This window comes from Actinokineospora diospyrosa (assembly GCF_024171925.1).
Classification (GTDB): Bacteria; Actinomycetota; Actinomycetes; order Mycobacteriales; family Pseudonocardiaceae; genus Actinokineospora; species Actinokineospora diospyrosa.
This window is the reverse complement of sequence record NZ_JAMTCO010000009.1, coordinates 369,140-387,035: the sequence shown is the minus strand read 5'-3', so window position 1 is coordinate 387,035 and position 17,896 is coordinate 369,140. Positions and strand designations below refer to the sequence as shown.

The 17,896-nt window shown below is 70.7% G+C and carries 16 protein-coding genes; 7 read left to right on the top strand and 9 right to left on the bottom strand.

Annotation, left to right across the window (positions count from 1 at the left end; all coding sequences use genetic code 11):
• Positions 1-12: 12 nt before the first annotated feature.
• Genes pcaH through LV75_RS19880 form a run of 4 tightly spaced genes read left to right on the top strand, consistent with a single transcriptional unit; the run spans position 13 to position 3,632 of the window.
• Positions 13-783: a protocatechuate 3,4-dioxygenase subunit beta gene (gene pcaH / locus LV75_RS19900; protein WP_372504199.1), complete on the top strand. Its 771-nt coding sequence runs from the start codon at positions 13-15 to the stop codon at positions 781-783.
• The gene (pcaG, locus tag LV75_RS19895; RefSeq protein WP_253888454.1) at positions 780-1,391 is read left to right on the top strand and encodes a protocatechuate 3,4-dioxygenase subunit alpha; all 612 of its coding nucleotides are present in this window, start codon (positions 780-782) and stop codon (positions 1,389-1,391) included. Before pcaH ends, pcaG begins: the two co-directional genes overlap by 4 nt.
• Positions 1,378-2,493: a bifunctional 3-oxoadipate enol-lactonase/4-carboxymuconolactone decarboxylase PcaDC gene (gene pcaDC / locus LV75_RS19890; protein ID WP_443612908.1), complete on the top strand. Its 1,116-nt coding sequence runs from the start codon at positions 1,378-1,380 to the stop codon at positions 2,491-2,493. Before pcaG ends, pcaDC begins: the two co-directional genes overlap by 14 nt.
• Before the next feature lie 2 nt (positions 2,494-2,495).
• Positions 2,496-3,632 (top strand): 4-hydroxybenzoate 3-monooxygenase, encoded by a 1,137-nt coding sequence (locus LV75_RS19880; protein WP_253888535.1) that lies wholly within the window; start codon positions 2,496-2,498, stop codon positions 3,630-3,632.
• A 443-nt stretch (positions 3,633-4,075) separates the two neighbouring features.
• On the opposite strand, the gene LV75_RS19875 is transcribed toward LV75_RS19880, so the two are convergent.
• From LV75_RS19875 to LV75_RS19865, 3 genes are all read right to left on the bottom strand, one after another.
• Positions 4,076-4,969, bottom strand: coding sequence for a hypothetical protein (locus LV75_RS19875; RefSeq protein WP_253888453.1), 894 nt, complete (start codon positions 4,967-4,969; stop codon positions 4,076-4,078).
• Between the two features lie 59 nt (positions 4,970-5,028).
• On the bottom strand, positions 5,029-5,355 hold the full coding sequence (locus tag LV75_RS19870; protein WP_253888452.1) for a DUF2218 domain-containing protein: 327 nt from the start codon (positions 5,353-5,355) through the stop codon (positions 5,029-5,031).
• A gap of 97 nt (positions 5,356-5,452) precedes the next feature.
• The gene (locus tag LV75_RS19865) at positions 5,453-6,175 is read right to left on the bottom strand and encodes a hypothetical protein (RefSeq protein WP_253888451.1); all 723 of its coding nucleotides are present in this window, start codon (positions 6,173-6,175) and stop codon (positions 5,453-5,455) included.
• A 224-nt stretch (positions 6,176-6,399) separates the two neighbouring features.
• Between LV75_RS19865 and LV75_RS19860 the strand changes: the two genes are divergently transcribed.
• Both LV75_RS19860 and LV75_RS19855 read left to right on the top strand, forming a co-directional pair.
• On the top strand, positions 6,400-7,377 hold the full coding sequence (locus tag LV75_RS19860) for a helix-turn-helix transcriptional regulator (protein ID WP_253888450.1): 978 nt from the start codon (positions 6,400-6,402) through the stop codon (positions 7,375-7,377).
• A gap of 47 nt (positions 7,378-7,424) precedes the next feature.
• Complete coding sequence (locus tag LV75_RS19855; RefSeq protein ID WP_253888449.1) at positions 7,425-7,865, top strand: VOC family protein; 441 nt, start codon at positions 7,425-7,427, stop codon at positions 7,863-7,865.
• Here the strand turns inward: LV75_RS19855 and LV75_RS19850 are convergent.
• A complete protein-coding gene (locus LV75_RS19850; RefSeq protein WP_253888448.1) occupies positions 7,822-8,937 on the bottom strand; it encodes a DUF418 domain-containing protein in 1,116 nt (371 codons plus the stop codon). The two genes, LV75_RS19855 and LV75_RS19850, sit on opposite strands and share 44 nt — an antisense overlap.
• Positions 8,938-9,283: 346 nt before the next feature.
• Between LV75_RS19850 and LV75_RS19845 the strand changes: the two genes are divergently transcribed.
• Positions 9,284-11,131, top strand: a complete 1,848-nt coding sequence (locus tag LV75_RS19845) for a S8 family peptidase (protein WP_253888447.1) — start codon at positions 9,284-9,286, stop codon at positions 11,129-11,131.
• Between the two features lie 96 nt (positions 11,132-11,227).
• On the opposite strand, the gene LV75_RS19840 is transcribed toward LV75_RS19845, so the two are convergent.
• The 5 genes from LV75_RS19840 to LV75_RS19820 all read right to left on the bottom strand — a co-directional run bounded on the left by LV75_RS19840 (position 11,228) and on the right by LV75_RS19820 (position 17,623).
• Complete coding sequence (locus LV75_RS19840) at positions 11,228-11,632, bottom strand: hypothetical protein (protein ID WP_253888446.1); 405 nt, start codon at positions 11,630-11,632, stop codon at positions 11,228-11,230.
• Positions 11,632-12,708: a hypothetical protein gene (locus LV75_RS19835; protein ID WP_253888445.1), complete on the bottom strand. Its 1,077-nt coding sequence runs from the start codon at positions 12,706-12,708 to the stop codon at positions 11,632-11,634. Before LV75_RS19835 ends, LV75_RS19840 begins: the two co-directional genes overlap by 1 nt.
• 98 nt (positions 12,709-12,806) lie before the next feature.
• The gene (locus tag LV75_RS19830) at positions 12,807-13,175 is read right to left on the bottom strand and encodes a hypothetical protein (RefSeq protein ID WP_253888444.1); all 369 of its coding nucleotides are present in this window, start codon (positions 13,173-13,175) and stop codon (positions 12,807-12,809) included.
• A gap of 17 nt (positions 13,176-13,192) precedes the next feature.
• A complete protein-coding gene (locus LV75_RS19825) occupies positions 13,193-16,804 on the bottom strand; it encodes a phage tail protein (RefSeq protein WP_253888443.1) in 3,612 nt (1,203 codons plus the stop codon).
• 6 nt (positions 16,805-16,810) lie between these two features.
• A complete protein-coding gene (locus tag LV75_RS19820) occupies positions 16,811-17,623 on the bottom strand; it encodes an eCIS core domain-containing protein (protein ID WP_253888442.1) in 813 nt (270 codons plus the stop codon).
• Positions 17,624-17,896: the final 273 nt, after the last annotated feature.

Genomic DNA, 17,896 nt, shown 5'->3' with positions numbered 1-17,896 from the left:
GGAGCCACGCCGATGAGCAGGTCACCGCGGACATCGATCCGCGACGGTGCGACCCAACGGGAGATCGACGCGGCGATGGCCGCCGCCGACCGGGTCGGCCCGCCCGACCCGCACCACCCGAACCGGGACTACCCGCCCTACCGCAGCAGCGCGCTGCGCCACCCCCGGCACGCGCCGCTGCCGGTCGTGGACCCGGAAGCGGTGGAGCTGACCGGGCCGGTGTTCGGCGTGACCGACGTGTCGGCGCTGGACAACGACCTCACGCTGGGGCAGACCGGGGAGCCAGCCGGTCAGCGGATCACCGTCACCGGCCGGGTGCTCGACCGCACCGGGCGCCCGATGGCGGGCCAGCTGGTGGAGATCTGGCAGGCCAACGCCGCGGGCCGCTACGCGCACGACCTCGACCAGCACCCGGCGCCGCTGGACCCGAACTTCACCGGCTTCGGCCGGTGCCTGACCGACGGTGACGGTGAGTACTCCTTCACCTCGATCCGGCCCGGCGCCTACCCGTGGCGCAACCACCTCAACGCGTGGCGACCCGCGCACATCCACTTCTCGCTGTTCGGCACCGCGTTCACCCAGCGCATGGTGACCCAGATGTACTTCCCGGGCGACCCGCTGTTCCCCTACGACCCGGTGCTGCGGTCGGTGACCGACCAGGCCGCGCGCGACCGGCTGGTGGCCCGCTACGACCACCAGCTGTCGCTGCCCGAGTGGACATTGGGCTACCGCTGGGACATCGTCTTGGGTGGACCGTCCCGCACGCTGTTCGAGGATCGATGACCCCTCCCGCACACCCGTCCCCCGCCGACCCCGACCGGTTGCCACCGACCCCGGCGCAGACCGTCGGCCCGTTCTTCGGCTACGCGCTGCCCTTCCCCGGCGGCGCGCGCATCGCCGTGGACGGCGAGCCGGACCCGATCACCGTGCACGGCCTGGTGCTCGACGGCGCGGGCAGCCCGATCCCGGACGCGCTGGTCGAGATCTGGCAGGCCGACCGGGACGGCTCGCTCGCGGGCGCCCCCGGCTCGCTGCGACACGACCAGGTGACCAGCGCGGTCGTCGGCCGCGACGGCACGGCGTTCACCGGGTTCGGCCGGGTGCCCACCGACGCCGACGGGCACTGGGCGGTGCGCACCGTCGCGCCGGGCCCGCACCGGCCGGGCGCGGTGCCCTACCTGGCAGTCGCGGTGTTCGCCCGCGGCTTGTTGCACCACCTGCACACCCGGATCTACCTGCCCGAGCACGCCGAGGGCCTGCGCGCGCAGTTCCCCGACCTGCCCGAGGGTCGGCTGGGTACGCTGCTCGCACAACGCGAACGCGCGGGCGTGTACCGGTTCGACATCCGGTTGCAGGGCGAGCGGGAGACGGTGTTCTTTGACTTCCCCTGACCTGGCGTTCCGGTTGGACGGTCCCGCCGACGGTCCACCGCTGATCCTCGGCCCGTCCGTGGGCACGACGTCGGCGGTGTGGGACCCGCAGATTCCCGCGTTGGCGCGGCGGTTCCGGGTCGCACGGTTCGAGCTGCCGGGGCACGGCGGCACGCCGCCACTTCCCGCCGGATCCACTGTGGAGGATTTGGCGCACCTGGTGCTGCGCCTTGCGGATTCGCTTGAGTGGCAGCGGTTTCACTACGCGGGAATCTCACTTGGTGGCGCCGTTGGGTCCACTTTGGCCTTGATCGCCCCGGAGCGGGTGGGGTGTTTGGCGCTGGTGTGCACGACGGCGCGGTTCGGCGATCCGCAGCAATGGCGGGACCGGGCGGCATTCGTGCGCGCCGAGGGCACGGCATCGCTGGTGGAGCCGACCTTGGCCCGATGGTTCGCCGACCCGGAGACGGCGAGGTCCGCGCTGGGAGCTCGACTGGTCGAGGATTTGACCACCGTGGACACCGCTGGTTACGCGGCGTGCTGTGACGCTCTGTCCACGTTCGACATTCGGGATCGGTTGGCGGATATCCAGGCGCCCACGCTGGTCGTGGCTGGCCGGGCCGACCCGGCCACACCGCCCGCGCACGCGCGTGAGCTCGTCGACGGCATCCCGAACGCGAACCTCGCCGAGATCAGCGGTGCCGCGCACCTCGCGGGGGTCGACCGACCGGAGGCGGTGACCGCGGCCCTGCTGGCGTTCCTGGACGACACCGGGTCGGCGGGGATGCGGGTGCGGCGCGAGGTCCTGGGTGACGAGCACGTCGACCGGGCGGTCGCGGCGACGACCCCGTTCACCGCGGCGTTCCAGGACCTGATCACCCGGTACGCGTGGGGCGAGATCTGGACCCGCCCCGGCCTGGACCGGCGCACCCGCAGCTGCATCACGCTGATGGCGATGGTCGCGCTCGGCCACCACGACGAGCTCGCCATGCACGTGCGGGCGGCACTGCGCAACGGGCTGACCCGTGAGGAGATCGGCGAGGTCCTGCTCCAGTCGGCGATCTACTGCGGCGTGCCCGCCGCCAACGCCGCTTTCGCCGTCGCACAACGGGTACTGGGGTGAGCATGCTCGTCGGGATCATCGGCGCCGGACCGGCGGGACTGCTGCTGGGCAGGTTGCTGCACCGGGCCGGAATCGACGCCGTGGTGTTCGAGAGCCGCGACCGCGCGCACGTCGAGCAGCGGCAGCGGGCGGGCATCCTGGAACAGGCCACTGTGGACGCCCTGCGCACTGCCGGGGCGGCGGACCGGCTGGAGCGGGAGGGGATCGCGCACGACGGCATCGACCTCGTGTTCGACGGCACAGCCCACCGGGTCGACTTCCTCGGCACGACCGGAGCCCGGGTGTGGATCTACGCGCAGACCGAGGTCGTCAAGGACCTCATAGCCCTGCGGATCGCCGACGGCCTACCGCTGCTGTTCGACACCCCGGTCACCGCGGTGTCCGATCTGGACGGCCGCCCCACAATCCACTACGGCGACCAAACCCTGACCTGCGACTACATAGTGGGCTGCGACGGGTTCCACGGCATCACCCGACCACTGGTCCCCGGCACCGGATACGAGCTGTCCTTCCCCCACTCCTGGCTCGGCATCCTGGCCGACGCACCGCCGATGCACCACGAGCTGGTGTACGCACACTCCCGCCGCGGGTTCGCCCTGGCCAGCATGCGCTCACCCTCGGTCAGCCGGATGTACCTGCAGGTCGACAACGGGGAAGACCCCGCCGCGTGGCCAGACGACCGAATCTGGTCAGAACTGGCCCGCCGCTTCGGTGACCACCAACCGAACCGGGGCCCGATCACAGCCAAATCGGTCCTGCCGATGCGAGCCTGGGTGGCCCCCACTCTCCGCCACGGCAACCTGTTCCTGGCTGGGGACGCTGGTCATATTGTGCCTCCCACCGGCGCCAAGGGGCTCAACCTTGCTGTTGCTGATGTGGTCTTGCTGGCCGCCAGCCTCGCCGAGCGTCACCGCACGGGGTCGGCTGACCTGCTGGATGCCTACTCCGACAGCTGTTTGCGACGGGTGTGGCGGGCGGAGCAGTTCTCCCACTTCATGACCACGACGCTGCACGTGGTGCCGGGCCAGTCAGAGTTCGACACGCAGCTTCAGGTAGCTCGACTGCGCGGCATTGTGTCCTCACGGGCAGCGGCGACGAGCTTGGCTGAGGAGTACACGGGGATCACGCCGGCCAGCTGAGCAGCGGCCTGCTGGTCTGTCTCGCGTGGTCAGTTTGTCGAGTCTGTCACGCGAGGTCCAACCGACGTATCGGTCTCGGGGTTCGGCTTCGCCGTTGAAGGGTCCTGCTCGTTGCCTGGCGGCAACCTCGCGGCCCGATCCCTGGTGGTCCGGTGGGCTCGATGGGGCGGACTTCCTTTGCGCGGGGCCCCTACGACACCCGTGGCAGGTCCGCAAAGCAGGGGCCGAAAAGCATGGCTCTGCCGCGAGGAAACGCTACGGGTACCGTCCCCCCACGCAAAACAAGTCCGCCCCATCGAGCAGTTGGCACCGACGACTCCGAAGAGCGCGGGGTGGGCAATGCGATCGGGGTAGGGCTGCTGGCTTGTCCGGGCCTCCCTGCACCTTGTGACAACCATGTGTCGCCGAGCAGGGAGCTCGTACAGGCTGCCGAGGCGGGTGGGTCAGGTGAGGTGGCCCAGCAGCACCGGCGCGGGGACGGTGTCGAGGTGGTCGGCCGTTGGGTACCAGAGGAACTGGTTGGTCGGGGCCGTGTCACCGTCAACGACCAGGGCTATTTCGGCGGTGCCGATGCCTTTGCCGTCGACGTTGCGGGGGTTGCCCTTGCGGCTGTCGGTGGGGCCGTGTTGGAAGGCGGTGGAGTCGGCGATCGGGATGGTCCATTGGGAGGTGTTGGTGCCCTGGTAGGGCTTTCCCGCGACGAACATGACGTGGCCGGTGTCGGAGGCGCCGGGGCCTAGGGCGTAGGTGACGATGTCGCCGGGGACGAGGTCGGGGACTTTGGCTACTCGGGTCCAGTGGCCGTTGCTCGCGCCGGGGGTCAGTGCCGAGAGCATGGTCGCCCAGTCGACGGCGTAGGGGCCGTGTTCTACGGGGGTTTTGGTGAGGTCGCAGCTGGTGCTGAACGTGGTCTTCCTGGCCGCGTTCGCAGCGCGCACGAGGTCGCCATAGGCGTCGCAGGCGGCGGTGCGCAGCAGGACGTTGCCCCAGCCCGAGCAGTCGACGATGTAGGTGCCTGCGGTGGGGTCGATTGTGGTGGTGTGCTGGTAGTCGGACTTCTCGTAGCTGTTGAGCTCGTGCTCGATCTCGGTCAGCACCGCCGCGCTGCCCGCCAGTCTCGGCGCCGCCCGCAGGCCCTGCGTCGTGGTGGTCGGGACAGCGGGGGCCGGGTTGGCCGTCGTGCTCGGGCCGCCGGTTGTCAGACAACCGATCTCATCGACGGTGGGTGCGGCGGCGGCCGGGGTGGTCGTCGGGGCCGTCGCCTGTCCGGACGGGGTGCCCGAGGAGCACGCGGCGGTGACGGCGGCGATGACCGCGAGGAGGACGAGCTTGCGCATGTCCTGGTCATCGACCGCCGCACCGGGGGGCCTTGAGCGGCGTCAGCGGACCGGGTGACTCAGTCGCCGTCGTTGCGCCACTGGGTGCCCGGCTCGCCGCTGTCCCTGGTCCAGGCCACGACCAGCTCGTCCTTCGCGCCGAAGCGGACCAGGTGCTTGCCGACGACGGCCTCCAACTGCTCGAGGTCGGCCTCGGCGCCCTCGACGACCAGCACCAGCGCGTCGGACTCCGCGCGCAGGCTGGAGGTGCCCGCGGCGAAGCGCAGCTCACCGACCCCGGCGTCGGCGTCCCAGCTGGTCTCGATCTTGCGGGCCATGTGCGCGGCCAACTGCTTGGCGTATCGGCCGGGCCGGTCGGTCAGCACCCGTGCGCTGGAGGTCGCCATCGAGTCTCCCTCAGTTCTGTGTAGAGAACCGATGCTACGTCCGCGGTGGGGGTCCCCGCGCATGACGTGCGTCGCACCTGGCAGGCCCACGACCTCCTCAGGCCCAGGACAGGGTGCCCGCGGTGGCCGCGGTGGACTGCTGCGAGTACAGGCTGGCCAGCGCCTGCGAGCTGACGGTCGCGGTGTCGTACGAGCTCAGGGACAGGTCGAAGGCCTGGCGGTCGGTGGTGTTGTCCTGCTCCGGCTCGGGCGGGCCCTGGATGATCCGGTCGGCGAGCTCGCTGACCGCGTCGGCCGACAGCGTGGAGTCGGCCGCGCTGATGGCGTCGGTGATGGTGGCCTTGAGGGTGGCGGCGTCCATGCCCTTGGCCGCGGCGACGTCGGTGAGCGACGTGCCGGAGGTCAGCTCGTCCTCCAGGTCCTCGTCGCTGATGCCCAGCGAGTCGGCGACGGCGCTGAGCGCGCTGTCCACCCGGGAGTCGCGCGGCGGCGGGGGCGGGCCACCGTGACCACCGGGGCCACCCGGGCCGCCGTGGCCACCGGGGCCCGCGAGCAGGCGCTGGGCGACCTCCGCGCCCGAGGTCGTGCCGACCGCGCTGGTGATGGCGTCGGTGAGGGTCGACTCGCTGACGCCCTTGCTCCTGGCCAGGGTCGAGAGCGTCTCGCCGTCGCCGAGGGCGCCGCGCAGGTCGTCGGTGCTCATGCCCAGGGCGGTGGCGGCGGCCTGGAAGGCCTTGCGCATCGAGTCGGAGCGCTGGGTGCCCTCCGACCGCTGGGGCGTCGCGGTGCTCTGCGCGCCGGAGATGCTGGTGATCGTCATGGTTCCTGCCTCGCGGTGGGGTTCGCTTGCCCCCCGAGGGTCGGCCACCGGGCTCCCCCATCCGAGCGAACGGGGCATCCGCACAGCCAACTCATGGGTTCCACAGCCCGCTCCCAGGCTCGGCGGGTCGGATCGAGCGAATCGGGGATAACCGGGGCGATCCGGGGTAGCCGGAGGGGACGACGCCCGGACCGGACGTCCACCAGCGCGGCCGGAGGCGAGCGATGACCAGCACGGGGCAGGCGAGCGGTCAGCACCCGGCCGGGGCGGCGATCCCGCTGGCCAGGACCCGGTTCGAGACCGAGGACCTGGACCTGGCGCACCAGTACCTGGTCGAGCGCCTCGACCACGACCTGCGGGTCAGCGAGATCGCCGGTGGGCCGCTGCGGCACTGGCGCGCCGAGGGCGGCCGGTTCACCGTCGACGACCTGCACCTGCCGCTGGACCTGGTGTTCAGCGCCCAGGCGCCGGGGCCGGTGATCGTGGAGCTGCACGCGGGGCTGGCCGAGCGGACCCTGGTCGACGACCACGCCCGGCTGATCCCGGGTGACGTGCTGGTGCACGCGCGGCCGGGTGAGCGCTTCGAGGCCAGGGCGTGGCGGGCGCGACTGCGCACGGTCACCTTCGACCCGGACCTGTTCGGGGAGGTCGCGGGTGGGAGCCCGCGGTTCACCGGGTTCCGGCCGGTGAGCGCGGCGGCGGCCCTGCGGTGGCGGCGCACGGTCGAGTACCTGGTCGAGAACGTGCTCACCGGCGACACGGCGTCCGCGCTGGTGCTGTCCACCTCGGCCCGACTGCTCGCGGCGACGGCGTTGAGCACCTTCCCGAGCACCGTGGTGCTGGAGCCGACCGGGCTGGACCGGCACGACGCCCACCCGCCGACGCTGCGCCGGGCGATCGCGTACCTGGAGGAGAACGCGGCGGGCGAGGTCACCCTGGCCGAGGTCGCGGGGGCGGCGCGGGTGACCGTGCGGGCCGTGCAACTGGCGTTCCGCCGCCACCTGGACACCACGCCGCTGGCCTACCTGCGGCAGGTGCGGCTCGACCACGCGCACAGCGAGCTCACCGCGGCCTCCCCAGGTCAGACCACGGTCACGGCGGTCGCGGCGCGGTGGGGGTTCTTGAACGCCGGGCGGTTCACCGGGTACTACCGCGAGGCTTTCGGCGTGCTGCCGAGCCACACGCTGCTCTCCGCGGGCTGAGCCTCTTAGGACTGAAGCTGTCCGGAAGTGGATTTAGGGTGGGCGGCATGAGTCCACACGCTTTCCAGGTCGTCGTCGACAGCAACACCCCGCACGCGCTCGCCGACTGGTGGGCCGAGACCCTCGGTTGGATCGTCGAGCCCTCCGACGAGGACTTCATCCGGAGCATGATCGCGCAGGGGTACGCCACCGACGAGGAGACCACCCGGCACAACGGCGTCCTGGTCTGGCGGATCGGCGCGGCCGTGCAGCACCCGGACGACCCGAGGACCGGGACCCGGCGCCGCGTGCTGTTCCAGTGGGTGCCGGAGGTGAAGACGGTGAAGAACCGGGTGCACCTGGACGTGTGGGTCGGGCGGGAGAACGTCACCGCCGCGGTGGAGGCGCTGGTCGCCCGGGGCGCGACCCGGTTGCACGAGGGCAAGCAGGGGCCGCACTTCTGGATCACGCTGACCGATCCGGAAGGCAACGAGTTCTGCGTGAGCTGAGCCTGCTCGGGGCCCGGTAGGCGAAGTCCCACACCATCTCCACCGGGCCGCGCGGGAACCGGCGCAGCCACAGCCAGGCGCCGATCAGCACCGTGGTCGACACCAGGGCGAAGCACCCGATGGTCCATAGTGGACCGCCGGTGATTCCGAGCCCCCAGCGGTAGCAGAGGACCGACGCGAGCACGTTCTGCGCGATGTAGCAGGAGAGGGCGCACCGGCCCACCGCGGTCAAACCCTGTCGCAGTGGGCCGGTCCGCTCCCCCAGTCGGTGCACCAGTGCGGTGATGCCGCCGAGCAGACCGAACGCGACCAGCGGCGCGCACAGGTAGCGGTCCACCAGCGCCCAGTCGGTGCCGCCGAAAGCGGTGAGGGCGTTGAGCGGCACGCCGACGCCGAGTCCCCAGCCGATCAGCCGCCGCCGGACACCGTGGCCGCGCGCAGACTTCTCCAGAGCGCCCGCGCGCAGCAGTTGGGCCCCCGCGAGGAACAGCACCACGCCGAGCGGGAGCACGAGCACGCCCTCGGACCGCAGCGCCAGGACGTGGTCCACCCGGAACGCGACTTGCGCGCGCCAACTCGAGGTGTCGGTCGGTCCGCCGCCGTCGAGGCCGGAACCGAACAGCGCCAAGGTGAGCAGGCCGACCACGGTCACGTGCAGCGCGCCCGCGGCGATCATCCAGCCGCGGATCACCTTGGCGCTGCGGCCAACCACGAAAGCGCAGACGACCGCGATGATGGCGTAGAACATGAGCACGTCGAACTCGAAGACCAGTATGTAGTGCAGCGCGCCTTCGACGAACAGCAAAGCGCAGCGCCACAGGTACCGGCCGGGCCAGCGTGCGCCGCGGCGCACCGCGGACGCGTGCTGGATGGCGAGGCCGACACCGAACAGGACAGACAGCAGCGCCAGGAACTTGCCGTTGCTCAGCGCGCGCAGACCGGATTCGAGCGGCCCTCCCCCGCCGAGCACCGCGGCGAGTCCCGCCGGACTGCTGAAGATCCATACGTTCGTGCCGAAGGTGCCCAGGATGGCCACCCCGCGCAGCACGTCGAGACTCCCGATCCGCCCCATGCGACTCCCCCTTGTCACGCAGCGGAACCGACGGTAACCATGGCGCAGGCAGGCGAGCGTCCTCCTTGTGAACGACCCGGGGTCCGCACTTCGGTGTATGTGGCCACCACCAGGCAATACAGTGAATTGAATTGTCTGTTTCTCAGGCTGTGAGGATCTGTGAACGTTCCGCTGTGAAGGCGCGTCCACGCCTGCCACCAGGACCTTCACAGCGGAAGGTTCACAGGGAAAGAGTGCGCCTTGTATCCCAATTGGGGGAATTGCACTGTTCCCAGAGTTCGGTCCGCCGTGAGGGCAATGTGGACCGTTCGGCTCCGACCCTGCTGAAGAAGGAACCGACAAGAACATGAAGATTCGCCTATCGCGCAGATCCGCGGTGGTCGCCGTCTCCGTCGCCGCCGTCGCCGGTGCGGCCGTCGTGGTCGCACCCCCGCTGCTCGCCGCGCAGGACTCCGCCGTCGCCATCGTCAACGCCGGGTCGGCCGACGCCGTCGCCGACCGCTACATCGTGGCCTTCAAGTCCCAGGGCCAGGGCATCGCGTCGGTGAGCGCCTCGGCGACCTCGCTGACCCAGCGCTACGGCGGCCAGATCCGGCACACCTACGACGCGGGCCTCAACGGCTACTCGGCCAAGATGAGCGCCGCCGAGGCCGCGAAGGTCGCCAAGGACCCGGCCGTGGCCTACGTGCAGCAGGTCACCACGATGAAGCTGACCGACACCCAGACCAACCCGCCCAACTGGGGCGACGACCGCATCGACCAGGCGAGCCTGCCGCTGGACCGGTCGTTCACCTACCCGAGCAACCCCGGCCAGGGCGTGCGGGTGTACATCATGGACTCCGGCATCAACGCCAACCACCAGGAGTTCTCCGGCCGGATGGCCGCGGGCTACGACTTCGTCGACGGCGACAGCAGCCCGACCGACTGCCACGGCCACGGCACGCACGTCGCGGGCACCGCGGCGGGCACCACCTACGGCGTGGCCAAGAAGGCCACCATCTCCGCGGTCCGGGTGCTCAACTGCCAGGGCTCGGGCGCCAACGACGACATCATCGCGGGCATCAACTGGATCCGGAACAACGCCGTGAAGCCCGCGGTCGTCAACTACAGCATCGGCTGCCAGCAGCGCTGCACCGACAACTCGCTGGACAACGCGGTGAAGGCCCTCGTTGCCAGCGGCGTGCAGTGGGTCCAGGCGGCGGGCAACTCCAGCGACGACGCCTGCTACTACAGCCCGCAGCGGGTTCCCGAGGCCATCAACGTCGGCAACTCGAACTCCACCGACGTGCGCAACTCGACCAGCAACTACGGCTCCTGCCTGGACATCTTCGCGCCGGGCACCAGCATCATCTCGGCGTCGTACTCCAGCAACACCGGTACCGCCACGATGACCGGCACCTCGATGGCCTCCCCGCACACCGCGGGCGCGGCGGCGGTCTACCTGGGCAAGAACCCCTCCGCCACCTCGGCGCAGGTGCAGACCGCGCTGGTGAACAACTCCAGCGCCAACAAGCTGACCAGCATCGGCACCGGCTCGCCCAACCGACTGCTCAACATCAGCTTCCTCAACACCGGCACCCCCGGTGACGTCACCGTGGCCAACCCGGGCAACCAGAGCGCCACCGTCGGCCAGGCGTTCAACCTGACCAACTCGGCCACCGGCGGCACCTCGCCGTACACCTGGTCGGCCACCGGGCTGCCCGCGGGCCTATCGATCAGCTCCTCGACCGGCACCATCTCCGGCACCCCGACCGCCGCGGCCACCGCGAACGTCACCCTCAGCGCCCGCGACTCGGCGGGCAAGACCGGCACCGCGTCGTTCACCATCACCGTCGGCACCACCGGCGGCAGCTGCGGCCCGGTCACCAACTCGGCCGACTACACCATCCGCGACAACGCGACCGTCTCCAGCCCGGTGACCGTCGCCAACTGCACCGGCCAGGCCTCGGCCACGGCCACCGTCGCGGTGAACATCGTGCACACCTACATCGGCGACCTGGTCGTCACCCTGGTCGCCCCGGACGGCAGCACCTACACCCTGCACAACCGCGCGGGCGGCTCGGCGGACAACATCAACCGCAGCTACACGGTCAACCTGTCCTCCGAGAACAAGAACGGCACCTGGAACCTGCGGGTGGCCGACCAGTACGTCAACGACACCGGCTACATCAACTCCTGGACCCTCACCCTCTGAGTTGCGGGTAGACAGGGATAGCGGCTAGGACAACGGTGCCCCGGTGAGCTCCTGCTCACCGGGGCACCGCCACGTCCAGAAGCGTGTGTCGAACGGTCAGTCCGTCCAGGTCTCGATGGCGGCCTCGCGTCGGACCGCGAACGCGAGCAGGTCGTACACCGCGCCGAGCAGCAGCAGCACATCCTTGGCGGGCACCGGTTTGGTCTCGTCCAGGTCTTCGGGTTGGGCGAACCGCCCCGATTCGACGACGGCGTCGCGCACCCGCCCCAGCGCGGGCCCGAGTTCAGCGGCGTGAGCGGCCGAGAGCGGGTGGTCGAAGTCCCAGTCGGCGAACACCGGCGGCGCGCCGTGCGCGGTCGCGGTCGCGACGAGGGCCCGCCACACCGGCTCCGGGGCGGTGACGACCTCGCCGAGCACCACCGGCGGCGCGCCGAACGGCAGCGGCTGGTCGTACCCGCGCACCCGCAGGTAGCGCTCGATGTGCCAGTTGTCGAAGCCCATCACAGCCCTTTCGCGATCTCGCGGATGTAGAGCTCGACGAGGTCGGCCAAGTCCATCCGCAGCGTGTACCCGCGATCGCCCTCGCCCTGGCCCTTCGGGTGCAGCGGCTCGACGCTGACCGTCTTGGTCTGCTCCCGGTTGAGATAGTAGGCCCGGAACCGGTCGATCCGGACCGGGCTCATCCCCTTGCTGAACACCGCGGCGCCGACCGTGCGGGACTTGTTCGAGATGTTGCCGGTCGGCCCCCACCCCCGGTAGTTGGACGCGAAGTCGAACGCGGCGGGGTTGTCCGGGATCGTGCGGAACAGGTCGAGCGACCTGGTGTCCTTGCTGGGCGTGAACTGCTGGCTGTTGGTCTTCGCGCTGAGGACGCGCACGTGCTCCTTGCCCAGCAGCAGGAAGTCCAGCTCGCCCAGGTCGCCGCCGAGCTTCGCGCCCTCGGCGTCGACCAGGTAGAGCGCCGGGTTGACCAGCAGGGTGGACCCGGTCGCCGCGGCGACGCGGCGCAGACCCGGTTCGGCCGCGACCTCGACCAGGTCACCGGTGTTGATCTTCGGTGCGTTCTCGTCGCCACCTGGCCTGCTGTAGGAGTTGTACCTGCCGCCCGCGTCGAGCAGGATGTCGCGGCGCTTGGCCCGGCCAGCGCCCTTGAAGACCTCGCCGACCCCGTTGATCCGCCACAGCTGGATGACGCGCTGGGCGTGCTCCCGGATCGCCCGCAGCTCGTCGGGCGAGGGGATCTTGCGCGAGTCGCTGCTGAGCTGGGGGTTGATCTTCGCGGTGACCTTCCGGTCGTGCCCGCTCCCGCTGTCGAGTTCCAGCGCGGCGAGCGCGTGCCGCTCGCGGATCGGCCCCAGCCCGGCGGTCACCGACTCGGTGGTGGCGTCCGGTCGCCCCATCAGCGCGGTGGCCTCGCGCACCGCGGCGCGCAACCGCACCTGCGGCGGCCGATCGGTGGCGCTGCCGGGCTTCCCGCTGAAGCGGTCCTTGACCTTCTTGCCCGCGCCCTTGAGCTTGGCCCAGAGCTTCTTGGCTACCCCGGCGATCTTGTCGACCACCCAGTCGACGGCTTTCATGACGGGTTTGGACAGGAACAGCGATAGCGGCTAGGGGAACGCCGCTCTGGGGAGCTCCTGCTCACCGGGGCACCGTCATGTCCGGCCGAGTTCGCGCGTCAGTCCTCGGGGGGCAGCAGCGTGTCCACCGCGACCTGCTCGCCGAAGTACTCCAGCACGGTGTCGGGCCACCGGTCCAGGCACCAGACTGCGAACCCGTGCAACCTGCGGCGGATCCCGTCGTCGTGCACCACACCCAAGACCACGCGCGAGGGCTCGAGCTTGACGTAGCCGTTGACCCAATCCGGCTCACCCACGTGCTCCAGCAGGTAGGGCAGGTACATCGCCCTGTCGTCCTCGTCGGAGAAGACGGTGAAGAAGTCGGCGGACCAACCATGGGTCACCTCGTCGGCGAGGCGGTCGGCCATGTCGGCCAACACCTGCGAAGTGAACTCCACCGCAGGCACCAAGTCGTAGTCGAAGTGCACTCGAACCTCGCTTCGGGCTACTGGAGCCGAATGTGCCCGACTTTACCCCACATGCCCATCATGGCAGCGAGTTCGGGCAGGTCGGGGAACCTGCCGCACCGGGCCTTGAACCACTGCCTGAGCTTCTCCTTCGAGTCCTTCGTGCCCTGGGGCACCGCTTGGCCGCCCTCGACGACCTTGGCGAACACCGCGTCGGTGCTGACGTCACCCGCGGTCTTGGTGACCTCCAGGACGACGTGGTTGAACGGGGTGAACGGTCCGTGCGCGGCCGGGCCGGTCTTGATCCGCACCACCGAGTGGTCCGGGTGGCTGTACATCTCGTGGTCGGGCCGGGTCCCGACCAGGGCCATGCCCCTGGCGAGCAGGATGGCGCGGACCTCGGCGACCGTCTTGCCGAGCAGCGCGGGCAGGCTTCTGGCCACAGCGCCCTTGCCCGCGTCCAGGTCACCCTGGTGGCGCGCATCGAAGTGGAACATGTCCCACGCGGTGATCAGCGCGAGCTTGCCGCCCAGCGCGGCGGCGAGCAGGTTGACGTCCGCGGCACCGAACTGGGCGATGAGATCGGCGAATGCGGGGCCGGTCGAGGTCTGCCTACCGGTGAAGATCTTCGGCAGCAGCGCGGCGTCCAACTGGCCGAGCAGGCTCGCCACCGCACTATCGGACAAGCCCGTCACCACCTTCTGAACGCCGTAGATCTTGATGGCGTCGATGAGCTTGAGGACCTCCGGTTCGCCGAGGGTGGCGCAGAGGCCGTCGACGCGGGCCTTGCCGATGAGACCGTCGAGGTTGACCAGCCTCTCATCACGGGCGGGCAAGTCGTGGGACTCGGTGGACATGGTCTGTACGTGGACGCGCTCGCTATCCGGCGCACGGGTCTCCACGACCAATCGCAGCGGGACGTGGTGCCGGTTGGCGATCGCGGGCAGGCGAGAGGTCGCGTCCGCGTGCGAAGGGCGCCTACTCAGCATCTGGTTGGCCTCGGCGATCGCTCGGCGCTGCCCATCGGGCGCCTGCGTGCCCGCTGCACCCGCCGGTCTGCTGAAGCGGTCCTTGACCTTCTTGCCCGCGCCCTTGAGCTTGGCCCAGAGCTTCTTGGCTACCCCGGCGATCTTGTCGACCACCCAGTCGACGACCTTCATGACGGGTTTGGACAGGGATTGGATGATCTTCTTGACCTTGTCGGCGATGCCGCTGATGTTGAGGATGGCGGCGAGGGCGCCGATGAGGACGGGGATGGAGAGGGCGAGGGCGTTCTCGATCAGGGCGGGGACGCCGCCTGCGCCGCCGCCTGCGATGGCGACTATGGCGTCCAGGACGGCGTTGACGAACTCGATGATCTGGGCGCCTTGGGTGACGATGAAGGTCACGATGTCGATGATCATCTTGACCGCGCGGATGAACGCCGAGGCGGGGTTGAGCATCGAGACGAGGGTGGTGACACCGGCGATGAGGATGGTGGGGATGAGGTAGGTGGCGATCTTGCCGAACAGCCCGGCCTTGAGGTCGCCCGCCTTCTCCTTGATCGTCTCCCAGATGCCGCCGACGCCCTCGGCCTTGAGCTTCTGGGCGACCGGGACGGCGCCCTCGGCGGCGGCCATGGCGGGTTCGGGGACGCCGCGGGAGAGGATCCGGCCGCGGATGGCGGCCCAGGTCAGGCCGAGCAGCGAGCCGATCATCATGATGACGCCGCGCAGGTCGAACTTGGCGGGCAACTGCAACCCGGCCCCGGCCATCGCGCCCAGCAGCCAGCGGACGAGGCCCTTCTTCAGGTGTTCGCCGATGTTGCCGAGGAACGCCCGCAGCCCGGCACCGACCGCGGAGACCAGGTTGCCGAGGAAGCCGATCGGGTCGCGCAGGATCCCCATCACCGCGGCCGCGGCCTTGGCGAGCATCCCGAGCAGGAGGTCCTTGAGCTTGAGGATCGTGTCGATGACACCCTTGATCGCGCCGACCGCCTTGGCGACGAGGCCCTTGTTCTTCTCCTTCTCCGCGTCGATCTCCGCGTCCACGGACTTGAGCGCCTCGTTGTACTTCGTCGCCAGGGTCTGCACCAGTTCGGTGCCCTTGGCGTCGACCGACTCGGTCAGCTCGTCGAACTTCCCGGCCAGGTCCCCCGCGGCCTGCTTGCCCAGGGCCTGCAGATCCGCCGGTAGTTTGCGGACCTCGGCCTGCAGTTGCTCGCGACCGGTCGCGATGCGCGCCTTGGCCCGGTTCAGCTCACCGCCGATGGTGTCGGCGACCGAGGAGATGACCCCGCGCATCCGGGTCACGTAGCCCTGCCGCGCGGACACGAAGATCTGGTTCGCCTCCTCGGGCAGTCCGGCGAACTTGTCCTTGACCCACTTCAGCTTCCCCGTGAAGCCCGAGTACCGCTTGTCCTTGAACGCGTCCATCTTCTGCTTGTGCTCGGCGGTGAAGGCGTCGCGCGCGGCCTTCTCCCCCGCGGTGAACGCGTCGTCCACCTTCTTGTCCAGGCCGGACAGGATCGCCTCGACGTCGGTCTTGGTCGCGTCGAACACCTTCTGCAGGGTCGCGGTCACCTGTGCGCGCCGCGCCTCGTCCTTGCTCTTGGTGCCCTGCTTCTCCGCGGTGACCTGGCCCCCGGCGGCCTGACGCGCACCGGCCAACCCGGCCATCGCCGCCGCGCCCTGCTGCGCGGCCCCGGCCTTGGCCGCGCCCAGCGTCTCCGCCTCGGCGCCGCGGATCTTGCCCGGCGCGGTCGCGGCGTGCTGCTCGTTCTCCTTCTTGTCCGCCAAGGCCCCGGTGAACTCCGGCTCGTTGGACTTGGCGAGCTGGTCCTCGGTGACCTGCGCGGCGGCCATCTCGCCGTCGACCTGCTTGGGGCCCGCGGAGAAGTCCGTCGCGGACGCGGGTGCCTTCTCCGGCACCGCTTTCGCCGCGTCCGGTGGCGCGGGCGCGCCGGGTGGGCGGTCCGGGGCCAGCGGGGTCACCGGCTTGTCCACGGCCGCCGCGGTGTCGGGCGGCGCGTTCGTGGCCGTCTCGATCGGACCCGCCGAGGCCGCCTTGCCCTGACCGACCTGCCCCTGGACCTGCCCCTTGACCGCGTCGGCCTTCCCGGACTCGCCGAACTTGTCCGCGTCGTCGAGGTTCTTGGGCGCCTGGGCGGCGATCGCCTGCTCGACCGCGCGCACGAACGCGGCCTTGTCGAACTCCCCCGGCTTGGCCGCGTTCATCTTCTCCGCGTTGGCGGCCTTGCCCTGCGCCAGTTTGTCGTCCGGCGGCGCGACGGCGGCGGCCTGGGACGCGGCGGCCTCGGCGGTGGCGGGCGGGTGCGCGGCGACCTGCTTCTGCTTGCCGCGGACCTCGGCCTCGACCGAGGCGAACCTCGGGTCGGCCTCGGCGGGCGGGCGCGGGGCCGCCTCCGGCGCGGACTCCAGCCGCTGCACCGCGGGTCGACCGAGCACCTTGGACGCCGCGCGGTTGCCGACCGAGCGCTGCAGCCGCCGGGCGGAGACCGCCGACAGCCGCGCCGCGGGCAGCCGGGCGGCCTGGGCGGGCTGTGTCGACTGTGTTGGCTGTGTTGGCTGCGTCAAGCGGGGTTGCGTGCCCCGGTCGAGGGCGCTGGGGCGGCGGGACTCGGGCTCGCTCTGCTCAGCGGGCGCCTTCACGCCCGCTCACTCCTCCTCGGCGAAGTCCTCGCCGCTCTCCTGCCGTTGGACGAAGGTCTGCGCGGCGGGTGCCTCTTCCTCTTCCTCCTCGGGCGCGGGTTCCTCGGCCCGTTGCAGCGCGGCGCCGGACCCGTCGTCCTGCTGCTGCCGCGCGTCATCGGCGTGGTCTGTGTGGTCCGCGTGCTCTGTGTGGGCTGTGTGGGCTGTGTCGTCGCCTGCGTGTCGTTGCACCGGGGCGTGCGGATCCGGGCCGGACATCACCCGGTCGGCGTTGGCGACGGCCTCGCGCTCGAACCGGTCCCCCGGGTCGCTGACCTTCACGCCGCCGCCCGCCTCGGTCCCGTCGACCGGGCCGGAGCGCTGTTGGACCACATGGGTCAGCTCGTGGGCCAGCATGTGCTTGCCCTCGGCCGAACCGGGGTCGTAGCGGCTCTCGGAGAAGACGATGTCGGACCCGACGGTGTAGGCCTGTGCGTTGACCGAGCGCGCGGACTCGGTGGCCGCGCCGCCGGTGTGCACGCGCACCGCGGAGAAGTCCTGGCCGCCGAAGCGGCCCTCCATCTCCGCGCGGGTCCCGGCGTCGAGCGGGCTGCCGCCGGAGCCGATGACCGAGTGCACCGGTGAGCGCTCCTCCTCCACCAAGGCGCCGACGCCCGCGTTACCGACGGCGCGTTGCAGGCCAAGCAGTCCCGGCGCGCCGAGCACGTCGGGGCGACCGGCCGCGGCCGCCTTGCCCAGCAGCGCGCGGTCCTCGCCGTCGTGGCCGCGGTCGGCCGCCGGGCGGTGTTCGGCCTCGAGGTCGTGCTCGTGCTCGCGCATCTGCTCGCCTGCCCTCCCCAGCGTTCTCGACCGTGTGGGCGCCGCGCGGGCGTGGTTCGCCTGCGGCGGGGCTCGCCGTCGAGCCTGCCGGGCGGTCGCGGCGACCGGCAACGACCCGGCGTTCACCCGTTCGGGCAATCCGGATTGCCCCTGGCGCAAGGAAAACCGGGATGGACCGGGCGCGGAATCAGCGGACATGGCCGCCCCAATGGCCCTATCATGATCGTCGGATTGAGCCGTCCGTGCGCGTGTTCCCCGGGTGGGTGCGGTCGG

Bases quoted from the DNA above. Each gene is read 5' to 3' on its own strand.
- pcaH (WP_372504199.1), top strand. From the start codon at position 13: ATGAGCAGGTCACCGCGGACATCGATCCGCGACGGTGCGACCCAACGG.
- pcaG (WP_253888454.1), top strand. From the start codon at position 780: ATGACCCCTCCCGCACACCCGTCCCCCGCCGACCCCGACCGGTTGCCA.
- LV75_RS19880 (WP_253888535.1), top strand. From the start codon at position 2,496: ATGCTCGTCGGGATCATCGGCGCCGGACCGGCGGGACTGCTGCTGGGC.
- LV75_RS19875 (WP_253888453.1), bottom strand. From the start codon at position 4,969: ATGCGCAAGCTCGTCCTCCTCGCGGTCATCGCCGCCGTCACCGCCGCG.
- LV75_RS19870 (WP_253888452.1), bottom strand. From the start codon at position 5,355: ATGGCGACCTCCAGCGCACGGGTGCTGACCGACCGGCCCGGCCGATAC.
- LV75_RS19865 (WP_253888451.1), bottom strand. From the start codon at position 6,175: ATGACGATCACCAGCATCTCCGGCGCGCAGAGCACCGCGACGCCCCAG.
- LV75_RS19860 (WP_253888450.1), top strand. From the start codon at position 6,400: ATGACCAGCACGGGGCAGGCGAGCGGTCAGCACCCGGCCGGGGCGGCG.
- LV75_RS19855 (WP_253888449.1), top strand. From the start codon at position 7,425: ATGAGTCCACACGCTTTCCAGGTCGTCGTCGACAGCAACACCCCGCAC.
- LV75_RS19850 (WP_253888448.1), bottom strand. From the start codon at position 8,937: ATGGGGCGGATCGGGAGTCTCGACGTGCTGCGCGGGGTGGCCATCCTG.
- LV75_RS19845 (WP_253888447.1), top strand. From the start codon at position 9,284: ATGAAGATTCGCCTATCGCGCAGATCCGCGGTGGTCGCCGTCTCCGTC.
- LV75_RS19840 (WP_253888446.1), bottom strand. From the start codon at position 11,632: ATGGGCTTCGACAACTGGCACATCGAGCGCTACCTGCGGGTGCGCGGG.
- LV75_RS19835 (WP_253888445.1), bottom strand. From the start codon at position 12,708: ATGAAAGCCGTCGACTGGGTGGTCGACAAGATCGCCGGGGTAGCCAAG.
- LV75_RS19820 (WP_253888442.1), bottom strand. From the start codon at position 17,623: ATGCGCGAGCACGAGCACGACCTCGAGGCCGAACACCGCCCGGCGGCC.